Origin of the sequence: Planktothricoides sp. SR001 (assembly GCF_001276715.1) — a bacterium.
Classification (GTDB): domain Bacteria; phylum Cyanobacteriota; class Cyanobacteriia; order Cyanobacteriales; family Laspinemataceae; genus Planktothricoides; species Planktothricoides raciborskii.
In genome coordinates, this window is sequence record NZ_LIUQ01000011.1 from 120197 (window position 1) to 140190 (window position 19994).

21 protein-coding genes are annotated in these 19994 nt (G+C 42.7%); 10 read left to right on the forward strand and 11 right to left on the reverse strand.

All coding sequences use genetic code 11. The features are described from left to right. Positions 1-183: 183 nt before the first annotated feature. From AM228_RS09080 to AM228_RS09095, 5 genes are all read right to left on the reverse strand, one after another. Entirely contained in the window at positions 184-627 is a 444-nt protein-coding gene (locus tag AM228_RS09080; RefSeq protein WP_054465801.1) for a hypothetical protein, read from the reverse strand. A gap of 29 nt (positions 628-656) precedes the next feature. Then, the gene (locus tag AM228_RS32205; RefSeq protein WP_156331646.1) at positions 657-830 is read right to left on the reverse strand and encodes a hypothetical protein; all 174 of its coding nucleotides are present in this window, start codon (positions 828-830) and stop codon (positions 657-659) included. 538 nt (positions 831-1368) lie between these two features. Beyond that, the gene (locus tag AM228_RS09085) at positions 1369-1614 is read right to left on the reverse strand and encodes a hypothetical protein (RefSeq protein WP_054465802.1); all 246 of its coding nucleotides are present in this window, start codon (positions 1612-1614) and stop codon (positions 1369-1371) included. A 203-nt stretch (positions 1615-1817) separates the two neighbouring features. Continuing rightward, positions 1818-2138, reverse strand: a complete 321-nt coding sequence (locus AM228_RS09090; RefSeq protein ID WP_054465803.1) for a hypothetical protein — start codon at positions 2136-2138, stop codon at positions 1818-1820. 512 nt (positions 2139-2650) lie between these two features. Continuing rightward, positions 2651-4351: a phospholipase D-like domain-containing protein gene (locus tag AM228_RS09095; protein WP_054465826.1), complete on the reverse strand. Its 1701-nt coding sequence runs from the start codon at positions 4349-4351 to the stop codon at positions 2651-2653. 659 nt (positions 4352-5010) lie between these two features. Between AM228_RS09095 and AM228_RS09100 the strand changes: the two genes are divergently transcribed. The 6 genes from AM228_RS09100 (at position 5011) to AM228_RS09125 (ending at position 10692) form a co-directional block, all read left to right on the forward strand. Next, positions 5011-5412, forward strand: a complete 402-nt coding sequence (locus tag AM228_RS09100; protein WP_054465804.1) for a hypothetical protein — start codon at positions 5011-5013, stop codon at positions 5410-5412. A gap of 349 nt (positions 5413-5761) precedes the next feature. Next, the gene (locus AM228_RS09105; RefSeq protein WP_054465805.1) at positions 5762-6967 is read left to right on the forward strand and encodes a cysteine desulfurase family protein; all 1206 of its coding nucleotides are present in this window, start codon (positions 5762-5764) and stop codon (positions 6965-6967) included. 179 nt (positions 6968-7146) lie between these two features. Further along, positions 7147-8478, forward strand: coding sequence for a DNA methylase (locus tag AM228_RS09110; RefSeq protein WP_054465806.1), 1332 nt, complete (start codon positions 7147-7149; stop codon positions 8476-8478). Beyond that, a complete protein-coding gene (locus tag AM228_RS09115; protein WP_054465807.1) occupies positions 8475-9032 on the forward strand; it encodes a hypothetical protein in 558 nt (185 codons plus the stop codon). The genes AM228_RS09110 and AM228_RS09115 overlap by 4 nt, the downstream gene beginning before the upstream one ends. Before the next feature lie 61 nt (positions 9033-9093). Next, positions 9094-9831: a DUF1995 family protein gene (locus AM228_RS09120; RefSeq protein ID WP_054465808.1), complete on the forward strand. Its 738-nt coding sequence runs from the start codon at positions 9094-9096 to the stop codon at positions 9829-9831. A gap of 126 nt (positions 9832-9957) precedes the next feature. Next, positions 9958-10692 carry a metallophosphoesterase family protein gene (locus AM228_RS09125; RefSeq protein ID WP_054465809.1) on the forward strand — a complete coding sequence of 245 codons (735 nt, stop codon included), beginning with the start codon at positions 9958-9960 and terminating at the stop codon, positions 10690-10692. Here the strand turns inward: AM228_RS09125 and AM228_RS32210 are convergent. From AM228_RS32210 to AM228_RS09145, 5 genes are all read right to left on the reverse strand, one after another. Continuing rightward, a complete protein-coding gene (locus AM228_RS32210) occupies positions 10689-10844 on the reverse strand; it encodes a hypothetical protein (protein ID WP_156331647.1) in 156 nt (51 codons plus the stop codon). The genes AM228_RS09125 and AM228_RS32210 overlap by 4 nt on opposite strands. Then, the gene (locus AM228_RS09130) at positions 10825-11460 is read right to left on the reverse strand and encodes an HAD hydrolase-like protein (protein ID WP_054465810.1); all 636 of its coding nucleotides are present in this window, start codon (positions 11458-11460) and stop codon (positions 10825-10827) included. Before AM228_RS09130 ends, AM228_RS32210 begins: the two co-directional genes overlap by 20 nt. Positions 11461-12000: 540 nt before the next feature. Then, positions 12001-13143, reverse strand: a complete 1143-nt coding sequence (locus tag AM228_RS09135; protein WP_054465811.1) for a response regulator — start codon at positions 13141-13143, stop codon at positions 12001-12003. A gap of 470 nt (positions 13144-13613) precedes the next feature. Continuing rightward, positions 13614-13991, reverse strand: a complete 378-nt coding sequence (locus AM228_RS09140; protein WP_054465812.1) for a response regulator transcription factor — start codon at positions 13989-13991, stop codon at positions 13614-13616. 13 nt (positions 13992-14004) lie between these two features. After that, positions 14005-14751, reverse strand: coding sequence for a sensor histidine kinase KdpD (locus AM228_RS09145; RefSeq protein WP_054465813.1), 747 nt, complete (start codon positions 14749-14751; stop codon positions 14005-14007). A 285-nt stretch (positions 14752-15036) separates the two neighbouring features. Here AM228_RS09145 and AM228_RS09150 point away from each other — a divergent pair, with 285 nt between their 5' ends. The 4 genes from AM228_RS09150 to AM228_RS09165 all read left to right on the forward strand — a co-directional run bounded on the left by AM228_RS09150 (position 15037) and on the right by AM228_RS09165 (position 19723). Then, positions 15037-16053, forward strand: a complete 1017-nt coding sequence (locus tag AM228_RS09150; RefSeq protein ID WP_054465814.1) for an ABC transporter substrate-binding protein — start codon at positions 15037-15039, stop codon at positions 16051-16053. A 693-nt stretch (positions 16054-16746) separates the two neighbouring features. Then, positions 16747-16920 carry a hypothetical protein gene (locus AM228_RS09155; RefSeq protein WP_190879895.1) on the forward strand — a complete coding sequence of 58 codons (174 nt, stop codon included), beginning with the start codon at positions 16747-16749 and terminating at the stop codon, positions 16918-16920. A 178-nt stretch (positions 16921-17098) separates the two neighbouring features. After that, positions 17099-17803 (forward strand): Uma2 family endonuclease, encoded by a 705-nt coding sequence (locus AM228_RS09160; protein WP_054465816.1) that lies wholly within the window; start codon positions 17099-17101, stop codon positions 17801-17803. Between the two features lie 90 nt (positions 17804-17893). Then, a complete protein-coding gene (locus AM228_RS09165) occupies positions 17894-19723 on the forward strand; it encodes an ABC transporter ATP-binding protein (RefSeq protein ID WP_231636716.1) in 1830 nt (609 codons plus the stop codon). Between the two features lie 2 nt (positions 19724-19725). Here the strand turns inward: AM228_RS09165 and AM228_RS32215 are convergent, their stop codons facing one another. Continuing rightward, positions 19726-19902, reverse strand: coding sequence for a hypothetical protein (locus AM228_RS32215; RefSeq protein ID WP_156331648.1), 177 nt, complete (start codon positions 19900-19902; stop codon positions 19726-19728). Positions 19903-19994: the final 92 nt, after the last annotated feature.

Genomic DNA, 19994 nt, shown 5'->3' on the forward strand with positions numbered 1-19994 from the left:
GTTTGTTGTTTGTTGGTGGTTGTTTGTTGGTTGTTGGTGGTTGTTTGTTGTTCGTTGTTGGTTGCCCCCCTTTGAAAGGGGGGGGTAGGGGGGGTTGTTTTTTGTTTGGTTGACATACCCACAAACAACAAACAACAAACAACAAAGAACTAACAACTAACAACCACCAACCAACAACAAAAATTATCTAATTCTCCTGCCCCAAGCCTTGATAAAAGCAAGTACCGGGAATTCTACCGCCTTGATCCACAACCAGATTACCAAAGTCATATGGCCGAAAAAAGCGGAAACTGCCCAAAAATCCGGGAACCAAGCCCAGGGACTATCCGGTAACGGGGGAAAAATCCGGGAAGTCAGCCAAATCATTGCCGGTGGCAGCAAAACCAGCAAGCCTGCCCCCAGCCAAAGTCCCCAGCCAAATTCTACCTCTGCCCCAATGCCTTGCCAGCCTCGGCCATTCCAATACCAGGTAAGGGGTTGTTCTCCGTCTACCATTGTAATGCAGTTTTGCTGAAGATCGGCGGTAAAAATATGCTGGCAAAAATGACAGCCAAAGGCATTCATTAAGGTTAAGCCGGATATTTCGCCGTAGCGACAAACCGGACAAGGATATGTTTCATCTAACATCGAATTTAGATTAGTAAATTTACAGTTATTTAATATACTTTGACACGAGGCGATTCCCGTAAATACCCCAGAAACCGGGTTTCTGTGGTGTAAATTACAGTTATCGGTTTTAGGCTTTCAAAGAAACCCGGTTTCTCGGTCTTTGCCGATAACTTAGAAACCGGGTTTCTGTGGTGGAAATTACACTTATCTGTTTTCAGCAAAAAAGAAACCCTGTTTCTCGGTCCATCGCCGATAACCCAGAAACCGGGTTTCTCTGGTGGAAATTTTCGGAATCATCGCTGTAGTGATTGTTGGTTGTCGCCTCAATCTCAACGGGTTCACCCAGTCCCAGCAAGGTTTGAAATAGTACAAGGTTTAGGTCAGAATCAGGATTATTCGGAATCTTCTTCTATTTGACTTTGTTGGTCGTATTGATAAATTACCTCAGAAATCACTTGAAGGCTAATATCTGACAAATCGGATTTGGAATAAATGGTGGCTAGGATAATATTTTGTTCGTTTTTTAGATAATAGATGACTCGGTAGCCGCCACTTTTTCCTTTTTGAATGTTGCTATTTTGGAGACGAACTTTAAAGACCTGATATTTGACACCTGCTATTCTATCGCCGGGAGTTTGACCGGCTTGTAGTTGTTAGATTAAAGGTTGGATATCGCTACGAATTGACCGATAGCGTTTAGCAAGTTCTCGCAAGTCCCGTTTAAAGCGCGGAGTTAAGGCGATTTGGATGGGTGAGGGTTCACTCTGCATCAATGCCCTCCCACATTTGTGCCAGGGGGATAGTCTGTCCGGTTAAGGCTTCCTGTAACCCTTGCCGAATGCCTTCTATGGCGATTTCGGTAGGAGTCTCATCCGGGTCTTCCTCGTCTTCTTCCATCATTAAGACGACAACGCGGACTCGCTGAGGTTTGGTGACATCTAGGGTGCGATCGAGGGTGAGTTCTCCTCTCTCGTTAATAGTGGCTGTGGTTTCAATTGCTTTCATAGTCGGTGATGGAGTTGTTGAATAGGCATTCAATCTATTTCTAGTTTAATCTAGGGATTAGACAAGAGTGCTTTTATACCGATCTCGATACAAGCCATATAATATCCTTGATATTTCTATAAGTTTTTGTGTCTCCCGGTTTTGCCGGAATAGGGGCGGCTGGGTTCGGCAGGGGGCGGCAGGAAGCGATCGCATTTCCGGGTTTAAGTGTTAAGTAAAACAATGGCCAGACAAGCCAAAAATAGCCCTAGAAGTTGGGTAGATGTCAAAACTTCGTGAAAATAAAATATCCCCACTAAAACGGTGCCAATCATAATCAGAAGATTTACCAGAGAACCGGCAATTCCCAGGTCTATTTTCTGATTTAATATGCCAAAAATTAAATAAGTTGTGGGCGAAAGCAGACAAACCACGGCCATGCTTTTCCAATCTCCGGTTTTTCCCCAATTGGCGCTTAAAGAGTCGCAAAAGGTGAACAAAGCACCACAGAATAATACTAAAGCCCAAATCCAGATTTTTTCCATAAAATAATATTGTTTACAAATATTGTTTACAGAAATTCAACAGCAGGGGCGCTTCGGGTTGCGATCACAAGCATTGCGATCGCAATTTTTGCATCAAAGTAAACCTTGAAATTGTAGCAGTAGTTTTTCAAATTGGTAAAATAGTCGGTTAAAACCGACCGTAGGGGTCAACGGCCGTTGACCCCTACGGGGATTTTAATCCCCGCCGAACTTTAATCCCCGCCGAACTTTAATCCCCGCCGAACTTTAATCCCCGCAATCGTCGGTTAATTGCAGGGGTACATAAACCGCCGGAGGTTAAAACCTCCGGCTAATAGCGCAAGCAAGTCGGTTAAAACCGACTCTGGATTATTTTGAAATTGATAATAATATAATAATATTTACAAAAATTTTCCAGTAGAAACGCTTCGGGTTGCGATCGCATTTTTTGCAGTAAAATCACCATTGTAATTATCGCAAAATTGGTTTAATTTGGTTTTAATAAATATTGAATAATTATTAATATGATAAACTTAAAATGTGACGCGATCGCGCAAATTTTCCAACATCTTTGGCCCAACTCCCGGCACTCGATCCAAATCCGCCAAAGAACTAAACCGTTGATTATTTCTCGCAGCAATAATTCGTTGGGCTAACACTGGGCCGACCCCTGGTAAAGTCTCTAATTCTTCCTGGGTAGCCGTATTTACATTCACTTTTGCACTGCTTGATAACCCGGTTGATAACCCGGTTGATAACCCGGTTGATAAGCCGGTATCTTCCGCTTGATTTCGTGAAACCGGGGCGGGACAATCTTTTGCTGCTTCGTTAATTTTTTCCTGAAGACTCGGTGAAATTCCCAGGGTTGCCCCTTCGTAGAGGCGATCGAATTCTCGGACAAAATGCGCCGCCACCGTGGGATTAGTAATAACTAAGAGAGTTTCATCATTATTATAGTTGGCACTAGCTGACCAATTATGAGAACCAGCAATGATGGTTTCACCGTCGATAACGGCAAATTTGTGATGCAATAAATCTCCCGGTGGCAGTTGGGGAATGCCTACCGTGGTAATGGGATTTTGCCAGGGCTGGTTATCGATGGGATAGCGACACTTTTGATCCGGCAAGGCTACCCCTAACATATCCAGACCTTCGCTGTAGTCACGATAGGCAAAATTCGCATCGATGAGCGATCGCACCATCACCCCTTGTCTATAGCGCGTTTCCAGCAGATCCACCAGCCTTTGTTCCGCAAAAACAAACAAGGCTAGATCGACGGAAGTGGCTGCGGTAGCCAAAGTTTGGCCAATCAAACCATTGGCACTTTCGGCCCAAGGAACTTTTGCCCCAGAGGGGGAAAATTGCAACGTAATCTGATTATTGCCCACCTGCAAAGGATCGATCTGACGCAGCGGTTTTTTCACCCCAAACCGACTATCGGTTTTACCTCCCGGACCATCACCCCACATCAGATTAAACTCTTCCTGAAACCTGGTAGCGAGTTCAGGACTGTTGATTTTCAATAAATTATTCGGATTACCGCGACTACTCGGAGACTGAAAATCCCCGTGAATATCACTGGTGGTGAAATTTGCGGAAGTGACAATTACCGTCGATCCATCCACCACCACAAATTTATGATGCATTAAACCACTGCCCTTACTCCCATCAGCGGTGTCATCGATCGCCGCAACTCCCCCTTGCCGCAAAATGACCAGGGCATCTCCTTGGGCAATTTCATCGGGGCTAAGTTTTCCGTCCCCATTCCGATCTACTAACTGGCGAAATTCTTCATAACGTTGGCGCGATCGCTCATCCAGGGCTTGCACCTCGCCAGGGGTAAAATCACTAAAAGGACGACTATAGTTATTTTCCAAAATCACCCGCACCTGCACCCCCGCTTGATGACGTTCCACCAAAGCAGCGGCAATTTTCGGCAAGCGTAACTCTTGCACTGCTACCTCGACGGTGGAATTGGCAGCGGCGATCGCCTCCACCATCACTTGTTCCAAATCATCCCCAAAACGCTGCTGGGGTCTGAAGGGTTCCTGATACTCAGCCCCTTGATGCTGATTAAAATAGACCTGGACAAAGGGGTCTTGGGGCAGTGGGGCAGTCTTTAGCTGGCTAAGGGGCTTTGGCTGGCTAATTGGTGCCTGACACCGTTGACAACCTGTCACGGTGACTGTCAGAAAGGCAGTCCAGAAAATACGCCGATAAATCCGTGAGATCACAAACAAAGGAGATATCTTTAAATCGGGAAAAAGTTAACCGCTGGAATCATCGGTTGGCTGGAAAAATTACCGGCACAGCTAAGGATATTAAATCAAGATCCTCGGCAGGTCAGCACTTTTTCGGAATCGGCACCTTGGGCTCACTTTTCTTCAGGGTGGATGGTTTATCGCCTGACTGAGAAAGCCGCCTGAGAAAATCAAGCACCACCGACTGTCTGAGATTAACACAAAAACCACCGAAAAAATCTTGCTTTGTGCAGAAATTAGAGTACGATAATATTTGTATCTTGCTGACTTGCGGCTACGGCACAAAGAATGCTGATTCTTTCCACCTGTAAAGTGTCGCTCTCAGCGCTCGTCAAACAGGATTAGGTTAGGCATTACGCCAAATATACAGAGGTATATTAAGAGTAATTACTCATTACCTCTGGAATCTTATTGAGAATTAAGTTAGGTTATTTCGCCCTGTTTAGGGCGGTCTAGATTCAACAATGCGGAAATATTGTCCGGTTGAGGATTGTGGTTGATTCCTAATCCTTACTTTACATAACGCAATGAATCTATAACAAACTTAATCAAAAAGTCCTGCTTGACTGATTCCCTGTTAAGAAGTGTTAATTCTCAATCAGAATGACTTGTTGAGTTGATTGGTGAAACTTATGCCGAGAAGAAAAAAAACATTTACATGCGGTCATAAGGGATATGGTCAAATATGCCATCGTTGTGCCCAGTTAAAAGCGGCACAAGAGGAAGCCATTCGATCCCTAGCGGAAAAAAGACAGCAAAAACTCGAATGGGAAACTAGCTTTGAAGCGGATCCCATTGATTTAAGAGAGTTACCGGAATACGTGGTTTTGAAAGCTCGAAATATTATCGCGGGTCTTAACGATCAACGAAATTATCGAGATTTCGGCGGTAAGCGTTTGCGCCATAATCGTCAAATTATTAGTATTCCCGTGACCCGCAACTATCGGATGATTTGCCACGATAATGGATCGATCGCGATTCCTCAAGCAGTGTTATCCCATGAGGATTACAATGTGTGCAAACCCGGTGGATAGAAACAATAAGTGTCAGAATTATGAACAAGCAATTAACCATGATCAATGCCGCTCAAACTCTCTCAGTCCGGATGATTTCTCAGAGGTTTTTCTCTCAAATTGTCGAGATTTTTATCCAGAGGAGCTTACTCTTGCACTCTATTGATAGGAATTGCGATCGATTCCATAGAGTCAGGCAACAAAGTCTGTATAGACTTTTAAGGTTCATTAGTCCAGGTCCAATCTGGACGATTTAGTTAGACGATCTAAATTAATGGTTGTTTGTTATTGGTTGTTTGTTATTTGTTATTTGCAGCTAAATAACAAATAACGAATAACGAATAACCGATAACGGATAACCAGGAAAAAGATGCAGATTTATTTAGATTACAGCGCCACAACTCCCCCCCGTGCGGAAGCGATCGCCGCTATGCAAACCGCGTTACTTGACCAGTGGGGCAATCCCTCCAGTATTCACGAGTGGGGTGGACGTTCCAGCACTTTGGTGGAAGTCGCCCGAATGCAGGTGGCGTCATTGTTGAATGTGGTGCCAGAGGCGATCGTGTTTACTTCTGGGGGCACGGAGTCGGATAATTTGGCGATTATGGGGGTGGCCCGACGTTATGCCCAACCGCAACATCTAATTATTTCTCAGGTGGAACATTCGGCAGTGAGTAAGCCGGTGGAATGGTTGGAAAAGTCCGGGTGGCAAGTGACTCGGTTGCCGGTGAATGCTCAGGGACGAGTTAATCCCGCAGATTTAACCGCAGCGATTCAAGAAAATACGGTATTGGTGTCGATTATTTATGGCCAAAGTGAGGTAGGAACCCTACAACCGATTCAAGCTTTGGCGGAAATTGCCCGATCGCACGGGGTTTTATTTCATACGGATGCGGTACAAGTGGCGGGTCGCTTGCCTTTGGACTTAGAACAGTTGCCGGTGGATTTGCTGTCTTTGTCCAGTCATAAATTTTATGGTCCCCAAGGGGCTGGGGCGCTTTATGTTCGCCCTGGGGTGGAGTTGGTCCCCTGGCTTTGTGGGGGCGGTCAGGAAGGAGGCTGGCGATCGGGAACTCAGGCAGTGGCAGCGATCGCTGGTTTTGGGGTAGCGGCAGAGTTGGCAAGGACAGACATGGCTGCGGAAACCCCCCGGTTACGCAGTTTGCGCGATCGCCTGTTTGACCAATTGGCGGATATTCCCGGTTTAACCCCCACAGGCGATCGGCTGCACCGTTTACCCCACCATGTCAGCTTTTGCCTCCAAGAAAATTCGCCCTATCAAGCCGAAACAGGTGCGGTCAGTGGTAGAACCTTAGTTCGGCAAATGAATTTAGCGGGCATTGCCATTAGTTCGGGATCCGCTTGCAGCAGTGGTCAACTAAATCCCAGTCCCGTCTTGTTGGCGATGGGATATTCGCCGCAAGCCGCCACTGCCGCCATTCGCATGACTTTAGGCCGTCATACCACCGTGGAGGATATTGACTGGACCGCAATGGTATTTAAGCAAGTTTTACAACGGTTAAGGCCAGAATGCGCGATTCCCGTAAGGGATCCGCTGCACGGCATCGCTCGTTAATGGTTGTTGGTTGGTTGTTGGTTGTTGTTGGTTGTTGGGTAGGGATTCTTTGGTTGTTGTTGGTTATGGTTATGGTTATAATTATTGGTGATTCAAATGGCCTGACGACCTTTTGAACGACAACCTTTTGACCAATAAAATTACTTACTTTGCCTAAATTTTAAACTTATTTAAAACTTATGATCCAGACCAGAGTAACTCAGGTAGAACCACAGTTTATTTCCTACCAACATTTTCAAGGGGATATCCCCATAGACTTAGAAAATGATACGTTTATTTCGTTGACGAGAAATCAACCATTAAAAATTTACTCTTTAGGTTTTCAACCTGCCAAATCGATTCCCGAAATACCTCGTTGGTTCTTACAAAAGTATGCTCAAAATTCAATGAATATTCTCGATCCATTTGCCGGTTCTGGGACAACAATTATTGAATCATTGAAACACGATTGCTCAGTTTATTGGTTGGATTATCAACCTTTAAGTCGGCTAATTTGTCAGGTTAAAACAAGTGATTTTGCGGTGGCAGAAGTGCGGGAAGAAGCGGCAAGGATGATGAGAGAAGCGATCGCGGAGAAATTTGCCCCGAATACGGTTAATTTTAGCAATAAAGATTTTTGGTTTCAACCGTCAGTCCAAGCCGGTTTAGAAATTCTCAAATCTTTGATTTCAAAATCTAATGTAAAAAATCAACCGTTATTTTGGTTAGCTTTCGCCTCCACGGTGAGAAAAACTTCCAATATGAATGATGGAATGCTGCTGGCTGCCCGTCGGACTCATATTGCAGAAATTCCCCAGCGATCGAGAGAAGATGTTTTTAGATATTTTCAGTTTTACTTAGATAAAGCCATTGATGCGGTAGCAGAATGGCAACCAATTTTCAAAGAATCAAAAGGAACCGCAAAAGAATTACCTTTGCATGATGCCAGAAATTTAACCGGCGATTTTCGTGCGTCTGCGATCGTGACTTCTCCTCCTTATATTAATGCGATCGATTATGTCTGGGCGGCAAAATTTGAATTACACTGGCTAGGATTGGTGAAAAATAATACAGAAAGATTAGATTTGTATGCTAGAGAAATTGGCACAGAACGAATTCCTAAAAAACAATGTCAAGAACTGGGTGAAACAGGACATCCTAATTTAGATCGGTTGATCGAGGATATTTACACGGGCAAAAAATATCAAGCAAGTAAAGGTCAAAATCAACTCAGGGCTAGAGTTGTTTATCAGTATTTTATGGATATGATCCAGCATTTTCAAAGTAGTTTTTTGCGGTTACGTCCCGGAGGTTACTACTGTTTTTCAATGGGAGATGTCAGTAAAATTTGTGGCGTAGAAATCCCCGTAGCTTCTCTGTTAACTGATCTAGCGAATCAAGTAGGATTTAAGGAAAAATTTAAATTTCATTTAATTTTGAAAAATCGGCAATTAAATTTACCGAGAAATCTAGAATGGGCTGGGAGTATCAAACATGACACTATCGTAGTTTTGGAGAAGCCTAATCGATGAATGATCCTAAATCAAAATCTTTAGAGGCGATTTTACAAGAATACCAACAGTCATTTTCGGCCAAACTCTTTGGGGAGGAATCTGCCGAGGAAGATGATTTGATGCTAGTCTTCGGATTGACTCAAGAGATGAAGGCGGAAAATAAACAATATTGGGGCAGAGAGTTGGGAATGTGCTGGCAACGTTTGGTTAAAGAATTGTGTCAGCAAAAGTGTGAGAACTTTGCCGAGGGGATCCGAGAAGGAAAAGATGAGATATGTGATTTAGTAATTGGCAATCATGCCATTGATACCAAGTATAGAATTGGTTCTGGTGATTCAGGCACGTTAAAGAAATTCAAGAACTATGCCTCAAGGCTGCAAGAGAAAGGATATGAACCGATCATGCTGATTCTTCGGGAGGATAATTTACCGAACGCGATCGCCGCTTGTGTTCAGGGAGGGTGGACGGTTAAAACCGGGGCAAAAACTTATGAATATATTCAACAAGCCACTGGGGTAGATTTGCAGGCTTGGTTGAAGCAGAGAAGAAATCAATATAGAATTAGTCCTTGAAGTCTCAAAACCCACAAAACCCAACCAACACCGTTAAAAGTTAAACGTTAAAAATAAAATTATGGTGACACTCCCTAACAGTATTGAAGAGGCATTAGATCAAGCAAAGACGGCGACCACTGCCGCTCTCAAAGATGGCTTGCACCGTCTGCAAGTAGAAATCCTGATTCCAGAGTTGAAAGTTCAGGATCCGGCTCATCAATTTATTCCCATCTTTGAAGAGTACGGTTCGCACCTGAAAGTGTATTTTCCCGATCCGGGGGCGGCGGCTTTGGCTCGACGGGATTGGGGTGAAACCCCTTATGTGGTGCGGGGGATGACGGAACCCAAAGGCAAAATTCAACCGGACGATCGCCTATTTTTCTTTATTGAACCGTCTGCGGTGGAAGTGAATGATTTGGAAAAGATGTGTGAGCAAGCAGGCGATCGCCCCGTGGTGCTATTCATCCCTAAACTAGAAAGTATTACCACCATTGGCATTGGCTACGCAGCCCGACAACTGCGGGAGCGCTTCATCAGCACTTTTGAATCTTGCTACTATATCCGTCCTCTGGAAGGGGCGGCCCTATTTCGCTGTTACCCGAACCCCTGGCAAGTTTGGCTGGAAAAAGAAGAAGGCTATGAACTGATTTCCGAAACGACCCAAAAACCAGTGGGAGAAGTCTTAGAAGAGATATTACAAAAAGGCACTTCCCCATCGGTGGATCAAACTGAAGCGACCCCAGTAGCTACACCCCAACGGAAAAAACCCGGTTTGCTAACCAATCTTCAGCGGTTTTTGCGTGCTTTGAGCCAGTGATCGCGCCATAATAAAAATATGAGTGCGATTCAGGTGCTAAATTTTTCCCGGATAAGTTGGGATGCGCTGGTGAAACTGTTGGTGCAACTACCGATGATGGCGATCTAGGAGGCAGAATTTATTAATATGACTGATCGACGTATTTTTATTGGTGACGTGCATGGCCACTATGACGGTTTGATGAAGTTACTAGAGGCGATCGCCCCTGATCGAAGCGATCAAATTTACTTTGTCGGCGATTTAATCGATCGCGGACCCAAGAGCGCCCAAGTGGTCAAATTTATCAAAGAAGGTTCCTATCAATGCGTATTAGGAAACCACGAACAACTCCTCCTGGAGAGTTTGCGTCAAAATAAAATTAATAAAGCCGCATTCCAATCTTGGCTTTACAGTGGTGGACATACCACGGTAGCGAGTTATGGCAACCCCCAACAAATCCTGGAAGATATTGAATGGATGCGAACTCTGCCGGCTTATATTGATTTAGGGGATATTTGGTTGGTTCATGCGGGAGTTCACCCGGAACTGCCCATTAAAGCCCAAGGACCGGAAGATTTCTGTTGGATTCGCAGCGAATTTCATCAAATGTCTAAGCCGTATTTCCCTGATAAATTAATTGTCATTGGTCATACAATGACCTTTACTTTCAAGGGCATAGAACCGGGACAACTTGCACTCGGTCAAGGATGGATTGGCATTGATACGGGCGTGTACAATTCTAATAGTGGTTGGTTAACTGCCCTAGATATTACTCAACGCAAAGTTTACCAAGTCAATGTTTTTCAAAGGTGCATTCGCGCTTTACCTCTGGCTCAGGCAGTGAAAAAAATTCAAGGCGATCGCATTGCGGTTCATCGTTAAAAATATGCACAAGCTTTAAGCATCAAATGAGAAGAGTCGGGAGACCGATCTCCCCCTTTTCCCCGATGCGGAACCATCAGGCTATTATCATTAATATTATCATTATTATTATTAATATCATATTCTGCGGCTTTATAACTGGGAAATGACATCCAAAATTTCGGCGGGGCGATCGATTAAAAAATCTGGATGATGTGCCGCTAAAACTGAACGAGAATTAAACCCCCAACTCACCCCAACCACGGGAATATTTACCTTTTTAGCTGCATCAATATCGCGGGTTTCGTCGCCAAAATAAACTATCTGTTTCGGGGATAAGTTTTGGGTGTGTAGGAGTTTATGCAGCACTTTAGCTTTACCAAAAATCGTCGCCCCACAACATATGATTTTAAACAGGTGGTTCCAATTATTTATCTGAATAAACTGATGAATATTTTCTGAGGAGTTAGAACTGACAATTCCCAGGTCATATCCCATTAAGTTAAGATTTTTTAATACTGAATCAATTCCTTCTATGGGCTGCACTTTTGGCAGATTATGATTTAATTCATTTTTGATTAAATGAATTAAAATGGGTATTTTGATTAAGGGTATTTTTGAGTTTTTAATAATGTCTCTAGAAGTTAAATTTTGCAGCGTTGTTATTTCTTCATCCGTGATTTTTTTATAGCCAAATTCATCAGAAAATCGATTAGTAATTTCGATAATAGCATCTAGAGTATTGGCTAAAGTTCCATCAAAATCAAAAATGAGAATTTTTTTAGACATTTTAATCCTATTCAAGCAATATATTATAGCAAGTTATAGTTATAGCAAGTTATAGTTATAGCAAGTTATAGTTATAGCAAGTTATAGTTATAGCAAGTTATAGCAAGTTATAGCAAGTTATAGCAAGTTATAGCAAGTTATAGCAAGTTATAGCAAGTTATAGCAAGTTATAGCAAAAATATAGATCAGCCCTAAATATAGCGGTTATTGTCAGAATTACAGAGTTTTTCTGAATTCTATAGCAATCGGTTTAGGGGTTGTGGTAGGGGAAATTCATAAATTGCCCCTACAGGGTGACATTTCAAAACATATTACAACTTAAATAGGATTGCTATAGAGGGCGCGGGAATGACAGGTTTTTTGGTATTTAATAACTCTAATAAGTCCTATAAATGTATTTTCAGCAATTGCAATAATTACTGGCAATAATTAATTTAACGATTACTTTGACGGTTACTTTGACAATTACTTTTAATATCGCATAATAAATGGGTTATTCGATTCGGATGGTTTGGTCAGAGAAAACCATCGATAAAACCATCAATTAAAAAAAGTTTCATAGTAATTAGACTTGTTGATTAATTCTTGGTTTTTAGTTAGGGGAAATATGGCGCTAACTGTAGTGCCTTGTTCTGGAGAACTCTTGATCGAGATACGACCCCCATACAATTCGGTGAGTTCTTGGGCAATTACTAAACCTAAACCGGAGCCTTGTTGCTCATAAAGCTTACGTTCAAATTGGACGTAAGCTCCTACATTAGCAATTTGTTGGGCAGTCATTCCCCGACCGCGATCGCAAACAGTCAAGATAAATTCTGGTGCATTGATTAGAGTTTTCACCTCTACAATACTGCCCGGTTGAGAAAATTTAAACGCATTATCAATCAGTTCTTTGGCAATTTTGCTCAACCAGTTTTCCGCAACGGGCAATGGGGTATCTTCCATGTCTAAATGTAAATCTTCGGTGCGGTTGAATTCCTGGGCTTTCTTTTGGGCTAAAACTTGCAAAATAAACTGAGTCGAGCCGGTTTCTCCCATCAAAAAAGATTGGAGTCGTTGCGGATCTTGACGGATAATTTCTAGTTGTGCATGGAGTAAAAAGTTTTGAATCGTGCGATGCAATCGCCACGCTGAAGTTTCGATCATTTCTGACATTTCTTTGATCTCATCCGGTGTGATTTCTGTCGCATGATCCCCCAGAAGTTTGGCAAAACCCAGAATTCCATTTAACGGGGTGAGTAGTTCGTGGGGCAGCGATCGCGTTAAATTTTTGCGTAAATCATCTAGTTTTTTCTCCGACTGTTGCTGCAAAAGCACTTTTTTTTCTAAGCGAATTTTCACGGCACCGAGTAATTCCGATCTCGTAAATGGTTTGCTTAAATAGTCGTCCGCCCCCAGTTCCATTCCTTGACGAATATCTTCTTTCGTCGCTTTAGCGGTTAAAAATATAAAAGGAATCATCTGAGTTGAGGGATGGTTATGTAATTGCCTTAACACCTCATAACCATCAACTCCAGGCATCATAATGTCACAAATAATCAGATCCGGATGATGGGCGATCGCCAATTTGATTCCGGTTTCCCCATCTTTTGCATCAATCACTTGATAATTGTGGGCGGTCAGTAGTTGAATAATAATATCGCGAATGTCGTCTTCGTCTTCTATGATTAAAATTTTACTCATTGTTACTGGTTTGATGCATCTTCAGAATGACTGCGAAATTGATCGATAATCCATAGCATACAATTAAACTGTAAAACCTGGATAGCACTTAAATCTTCCAAGACGTACATCAGTCCCCGGAAGGTACTCTCTTGATATCAGGGAAGGTGGTCAATTCCCTCCCAGGCGATCATGGGGCTTTTTAGCGATCTAATAGATCAAATGCGATCTAAAAAAGTCATTTAGGAAATTTGAATCAATTCCTTAGCATATCTGAGTCAATCCCTGGATGCTAGGGGAGAGACCCCTTGCCATAGACCGATCGCACCGAAAGCGCACCGAGAAACCGGGTTTCTTATTTGCTTAAAACAGATAACTGTCATATCCAGAAAAGAAACCCGGTTTCTGAGTTATCCGATGGCGGCACTTTCACGTTTCACGTTTCACGTTTCACGTTTCACGTTTCACGTTTCACGTTTCACGTTTCACGTTTACTCCATTCTATATCTTTGTAATCGACTCTTCACGGCCATCACTAACTCTTGAGTAGTAAATGGCTTCATTAGATAATCATTCGCCCCCAAGTTCATCCCATAGCGAAAATCATCGCTAGTATCTTTAGCGGTGAGGAAAATAAACGGTATTCCCTGAGTCTGTCGATTCTGATTGAGTTGCCTAAGCACATCATAGCCATCTAATTCGGGCATGAGTACATCACAAAGAATTAAATCCGGTAAATGCTTTTGGGCTAATTTAAGTCCAACTTTACCATTTTCCGCCTGAATGACTTCAAACCCTTCCATACTCAAAGTTTCCACGATCGTATCCCGAATATTTTCTTCATCTTCAATAGTTAAGATTCTTAGCATAGATGAATATCTCCTATTCTAAAGGTAAAGTCACCGTTACAGTGGTGCCTGAGTTAACTACACTATGAAATTCAATCTGACCCCGATGAAGTTGAATAAAGTTTTTCACAATCGAAAGTCCTAGTCCGGTTCCGGGAATTTTGCCGACATTTTTTCCTCGATAAAATGAGTTAAACAAATTTTCTAAGTCTTCACTAGGAATGCCGATGCCTTGATCCTGAATTTTGAAAATAACGGATTCATTGGTTAAATCAAGCTGAAAATAGACTGGACTATCTGGTTGAGAATATTTTAAAGCATTGGACAGCAAGTTGAGCAAGATATGTCGTAAAATAATTGGATCTAATTCCGCGTTCATCATGGGATAATCATGTTGTAAATAAACGGTTCTACCCGGATACATCACCTCTAGTTTTTCTAAAATTTGTTCACAAAACTTTACCATTTCTATGGTTTTAAGATGACAGTAAATTTTCTGATATTCTGCATTTTCCAACATCAGGATATCTTCGAGTAAATAATTCATTTCCTTCACGGCTCTTTGAATTCGTTGAAAATGCTTACTTTTTTGGCTTTCGGATAAATTATCCCCATAGTTTTCCAGCAGTCTACTTGAGCCTAAAATACTGGTTAAAGGGGTGCGAAATTCATGGGTGGCGATCGCTTCTAATAGAAGAGTTTGTGGCGTCACCGTCACCGGGTGGTAATCAATGGCCGTTTCTAATGACAAGAGAATCGGTGAATTAGGAAAAACTGACATAAAAAATGTTGTAGGTAAAATGTTGTGGGTGGGATGTTATCGGTGGGATATTGTAGGTAAAACGTTGTCGGTGGGATGTTTTAGGTAAAATGTTATCGGTGGGATGTTGTCGGTGGGATCAGGCTTATTTCCTTTTAGATTTAACTTCTAGATTAAACAACATACAATCCGCCATTAAGCGTAAATTTCCTTACTAGACATTACTTTGCCACACCTAGAGGCGATCGCGATCGTGAATGCGCTACGATCAAATTTTGCTCCTAGGTAGGACTAGGTATAAATAGAATGAATCAACTTTGGACTCGTCGTCAAACTCTCTGGATGCTCACCGGGATGACTGGTAGCTTAGTTTTGCACGCTTGTACCTTTGGCAACCAGAAGAATCAAAACACCGCCGCGATCGGTTTAAATCCTTGGGTGGGCAGTACCCCGTTGCATATTGCCAAAGAAAAAGGTTTTTTTCAAAAGCGAGGTTTAAACTTAGAAGTTAAAATATTTAGCGGCACCGGCGACGCCAACTCCGCCTATATCTCCGGTCGGTTAGATAGCTGGTCTCCAGTGACATCGGAAGCCGTAGCCCTGGCAGCAAAGGGCGGGGTAGTTTCGGAATTTAGAATTGTCTTAGTCCAGGATATTTCTAACGGGGCTGATGGAATTTTAGCCCGGAATAGTATTAAGAATCTGGCAGACTTTAAAGGTAAAAAAATTGCCGTAGAAGAAGATAGCGTCAGCCATTTCTTTTTGTTAAAAGCCCTAGAAACAGTTAAATTAAAAGCCGGTGATTTTACCCTAGTCAATACGCCACCGGATGCCGCTGCTGCTGCCTATCAATCGGGGCAAATTGACATTGCGGTGACATATTCTCCTTATTTAGCCAAAGCGGATCAAGCCCAACCGGATGGCCGGATTATTTTTACCTCTTCTGATTTGCCCGGTGCGATCGCCGACCTCTATGTTTTTTCCCCCCAGTTCATTCAAGACCGTCCCCAAACAGTCGATGCCTTTATTCGAGGCATTCTCGATGGATTGGAATTTTACAACAACAACAAAGAAGAAGGAATGGCGATCGCAGCTAGTGCGATCGGAGTTAGTCCAGAAGAACTAGCCAAAGATATCCAAGGCATTGAACTCCCCAACCTAGCTAAAAACCTACAAATTCTCACCGACCATAACAGTAGCGAGTCTTTATTAAAATCCATGAAATCTCTGGCTGAATTCCTCAAAGAACGCAACCAAATTCAACAAATCCCTGATTTAGAGACATTAATTGAGCCTAAATTCCTGCGAGCGATTCAATCCTAAGCCTGAATTTTGTTGGTTGTTGGTTGTTGGTTGTTGGGTAGGAAAAGTGAAAAGTCGTAGGGGCGAATGGCCATTCGCCCGTACAAAAGCCGAATGCCCATTCGCCCGTACAAAAGCCGAATGGCCATTCGCCCGTACAAAAGCCGAATGGCCATATAGCCTGACGGATTATGCTTCGCAAGGACGCCCGTACAAAAGAAATATCACTATTCACCATTCACTTTTCCCTAAACCCTACACCCTCTTCCCCCTACACCCTACACCCTAAACCCTACACCCTCTTCCCCCTACACCCTACACCCTAAACCCTACATCCTCTTCCCCCTACACCCTACACCCTACACCCTATACCCTCTCTTCCCCCGCTCCCCCGCTCCCTACTTACCCGTCACCCATCATTAACCCAGACTTTCCCCATCAAGTAGCCAATCGCCATATTATAAATAATAACCAATAAGCAATAAATTACTTATTGGTGAGCGAAATCACTACACTTTGGTAATATCAGGCATAAACGAGCGGAGATTTAAGTCATACTTAAGTATGACCTAAATCATCGGATTTCAGCGATCAAATTCACAGATTTTGCGGATTGAAATCACAGATTTTTCCCCAAAGATAGCTGAGAATAAAAATATAAAGAAAACTGCAAGCAAAAAATCATAAAGCTTGCACATCATGGGGGAGTCAATCGTGAACCATCAAGGAAATTTTAATGATTCACCAAAAACTCATGGTAGACATGGTGGCCTGATTTATCAACTTCATGTCGGCCAAAAACAGATTCAGCCTGAAGAATTTAACTTCAGCTATCGGATTATGACTTATAATCTTCTCGATCAACCTTCTGTCATCCCTCAACCTTAAACCCCGCATTTCAATATCCTTTTAATATATAAAAAATTACCGTTTTTTTCCTCTGCTCCTGACTATATAAGTTCCTTCTCAACTTGGCAATATTGTCAAGTTGTTTTTTTTTGCACCCATCCAACCCCAATAAGTCCTGTGCTAAAATAAAAAAATTACCTAAACTCTTTTACCGGCTATGCTACTAGAATATAATCCTAGAGATTGCTTGCCCTCCGCTGAAGATTTACCTGATTCTGACGATACACCTGTGGATAACGAACTACAAAACTTAATTCCTGGACTGCTCAAAGCCATTCTCGCGTTAATTTGGTCAGAAAGAATGGACTGGTTTTTTGGGGTCGATATGGGGATTTATTCCGATCCGAATCAACCAGCGATCGTCCCCGATGGATTTCTTTCTATCGGAGTCCCCCGGATTATTGACTCAGATTTACGGTTATCTTATGTCTTGTGGGAAGAACAAAAAAGACCGATTCTGGTGCTAGAAGTAGTCTCCCAAACCCGTCGGGGAGAATATACATACAAGAAAAAAGAATACGCCGAACTGGGGATTTTATATTATGTAATTTATAACCCCCTGAGAAAGAGAAAAGCCCGGTTAGAGGTGTATAAACTAGAACCAGGGGGTTATCAATTATTAAGCGGTGAACCTGTCTGGTTAGCCGAAATAAATTTAGGTATCGGTCGCAGTGAGGGAACCTACCAAGGAATTACTAGAGAATGGTTATATTGGTATGATGCCCAAGGACAAAGATATTTAACTCCAGAGGAGCAAATTTTAGCGGCGAAGCAAGAAGCTTTAATCGCCCAAGAAAAGGCCGCTAAATTGGCAGAAAAGCTAAAAAGTCTCGGCATCAATCCCGAAGAACTTGATACCTAAAATGGAATTAGATCATCCCAATCAGCATCCCTGATTGGGATGATCCCCCAACGGCATTTAATTTTTATTCTATAAAACATGGCGAAATCTATGGCGAAATCTATGGCGAAATCTATGGCTGAAACTCATCCGTTACAACGGTTATTAGACTATACCGAAAAATATCGCCAAAAGATTTGGCTGGCTAGTCTTTACTCGATTTCAAATAAACTCTTAGATTTGGCACCACCCGCATTAATTGGCGCCGCAGTTGATGTGGTGGTGCAAAAAGAAAAATCGGCGATCGCACAGTTAGGAATTACCGATATTTTTAGCCAGTTTTTAGTTTTAAGTTTAATTACAATTATTGTTTGGCTATTAGAGTCTCTGTTTGAATATGCTTATGCCACATGGTGGCGGAATTTAGCCCAGCAAATCCAGCATGATTTACGTCAGGATGCTTATCGTCATTTGCAGGATTTAGAATTAGCTTTTTTTGAAGAAAGCAGTACCGGCGCTTTGCTATCTATTGTCAGTGATGATATTAATCAATTAGAGCGATTTTTGGATATTGGCGCTAATGAAATTATCCAAGTAATGACTACGGTGGTGGTGATTGGCGGGGCATTTGTTGCCCTGGCGCCGACGGTGGCATGGATGACGATTTTACCGATTCCTTTGATTATTTGGGGGGCGATCGCCTTTCAGAAATTACTAGCCCCTCGTTATGCCACTGTCCGGGAAAAAGTCAGTTTGCTCAATAGTCAATTGGCGAATAATATCTCAGGAATTACGACGATTAAAAGCTTTACCGCTGAAGATTATGAAATTCGCCGAATTACTAAAGAAAGTGAGGGATATCAACAAAGTAATCGGCGGGCGATCGCGCTCAGTGCGGCGTTTATTCCCTTAATTAGAATCCTGATTTTAATTGGATTTACGGGAATTTTACTCGGCGGGGGCATGGAAGCCATTAAGGGCAATTTATCCGTAGGTACTTATAGTGTTTTGGTCTTTTTAACCCAACGGTTACTTTGGCCTTTAACCCGATTAGGTCAAACTCTTGACCAGTATCAACGGGCAATGGCGTCTACAAATCGGGTAATGAATTTATTAGATACGCCGATGCAAATTCACTCCGGCGATCGCTATTTACCCGTAGACTCGGTTCGCGGTGAATTAGCATTTGAAAATGTCAACTTTGCCTATAAAAATCGGCTGCCCGTACTGCAAAATCTTTCCCTGCATATTCCCGCTGGCCAAACTATTGGCATTGTCGGTGCTACCGGGTCGGGAAAAAGTACCTTGGTTAAATTGTTATTGCGACTTTATGAAGTGAATTCGGGAACTATTACCCTCGATGGCATTCCTTTACAAGAAATTCATTTAAAATCCTTACGTCAAGCTATTGGTTTAGTCAGTCAAGATGTGTTTTTATTTCATGGCACCGTAGCGGATAATATTGCTTATGGTAGTTTTGAGTCTAAATTTGCAGAAATTGTCGCCGCTGCCACGATCGCCGAAGCCCATGAATTTATTATGCAGTTACCAGATGGCTATAATACCATTGTCGGGGAACGGGGCCAAAAGTTGTCCGGTGGTCAGCGGCAACGGTTAGCGATCGCCCGCGCAATTTTGAAAAATCCACCGATTTTAATTCTCGATGAAGCCACTTCCGCAGTGGACAATGAAACCGAAGCAGCGATCGCTCGTTCATTAGAAAAAATCACCAAAAATCGCACCACAATCGCGATCGCGCATCGTCTTTCCACCATTCGCAATGCGGACTGTATTTATGTCATGGAAAACGGCCAATTAGTCGAACAAGGCAAACACGAAGAACTCCTACAGATTCAGGGTATCTACGCTAAATTGTGGGGAGTTCAAACCGGAGTAAAAGCAACCCAGAAACCGGGTTTCTTTTCGGAATCTCATAAATAACTTTAGGATGCAAAAAAGAAACCCGGTTTCTTATTCCCCGCAGACCAGCTAGAAACCGGGTTTCTTTTCGGCATATCACAGTTATCTGTTTTAAGCAAACAAGAAACCCGGTTTCTTCGTCCTCGCAGATAACCTAGAAACCGGGTTTCTTTGGTGAAAATGTAGGGGCGAATGGCCATTCGCCCCTACTGTTAAATCCCAACAAGAAACCGGGTTTCTTAATCCCCGCAGCTAACCCAGAAACCGGGCTTCTTAATCCCCGCAGATCGTT

Bases quoted from the DNA above. Each gene is read 5' to 3' on its own strand.
- AM228_RS09115 (WP_054465807.1), top strand. From the start codon at position 8,475: ATGAATGATCCTAAATCAAAATCTTTAGAGGCGATTTTACAAGAATAC.
- AM228_RS09150 (WP_054465814.1), top strand. From the start codon at position 15,037: ATGAATCAACTTTGGACTCGTCGTCAAACTCTCTGGATGCTCACCGGG.
- AM228_RS09125 (WP_054465809.1), top strand. From the start codon at position 9,958: ATGACTGATCGACGTATTTTTATTGGTGACGTGCATGGCCACTATGAC.
- AM228_RS09080 (WP_054465801.1), bottom strand. From the start codon at position 627: ATGTTAGATGAAACATATCCTTGTCCGGTTTGTCGCTACGGCGAAATA.
- AM228_RS09145 (WP_054465813.1), bottom strand. From the start codon at position 14,751: ATGTCAGTTTTTCCTAATTCACCGATTCTCTTGTCATTAGAAACGGCC.
- AM228_RS09120 (WP_054465808.1), top strand. From the start codon at position 9,094: ATGGTGACACTCCCTAACAGTATTGAAGAGGCATTAGATCAAGCAAAG.
- AM228_RS09085 (WP_054465802.1), bottom strand. From the start codon at position 1,614: ATGAAAGCAATTGAAACCACAGCCACTATTAACGAGAGAGGAGAACTC.
- AM228_RS09105 (WP_054465805.1), top strand. From the start codon at position 5,762: ATGCAGATTTATTTAGATTACAGCGCCACAACTCCCCCCCGTGCGGAA.
- AM228_RS09100 (WP_054465804.1), top strand. From the start codon at position 5,011: ATGCCGAGAAGAAAAAAAACATTTACATGCGGTCATAAGGGATATGGT.
- AM228_RS32210 (WP_156331647.1), bottom strand. From the start codon at position 10,844: ATGTCATTTCCCAGTTATAAAGCCGCAGAATATGATATTAATAATAAT.
- AM228_RS09140 (WP_054465812.1), bottom strand. From the start codon at position 13,991: ATGCTAAGAATCTTAACTATTGAAGATGAAGAAAATATTCGGGATACG.
- AM228_RS09160 (WP_054465816.1), top strand. From the start codon at position 17,099: ATGCTACTAGAATATAATCCTAGAGATTGCTTGCCCTCCGCTGAAGAT.
- AM228_RS09110 (WP_054465806.1), top strand. From the start codon at position 7,147: ATGATCCAGACCAGAGTAACTCAGGTAGAACCACAGTTTATTTCCTAC.
- AM228_RS32215 (WP_156331648.1), bottom strand. From the start codon at position 19,902: ATGGCCATTCGCCCCTACATTTTCACCAAAGAAACCCGGTTTCTAGGT.
- AM228_RS09090 (WP_054465803.1), bottom strand. From the start codon at position 2,138: ATGGAAAAAATCTGGATTTGGGCTTTAGTATTATTCTGTGGTGCTTTG.
- AM228_RS09130 (WP_054465810.1), bottom strand. From the start codon at position 11,460: ATGTCTAAAAAAATTCTCATTTTTGATTTTGATGGAACTTTAGCCAAT.
- AM228_RS09165 (WP_231636716.1), top strand. From the start codon at position 17,894: ATGGCGAAATCTATGGCGAAATCTATGGCTGAAACTCATCCGTTACAA.
- AM228_RS09135 (WP_054465811.1), bottom strand. From the start codon at position 13,143: ATGAGTAAAATTTTAATCATAGAAGACGAAGACGACATTCGCGATATT.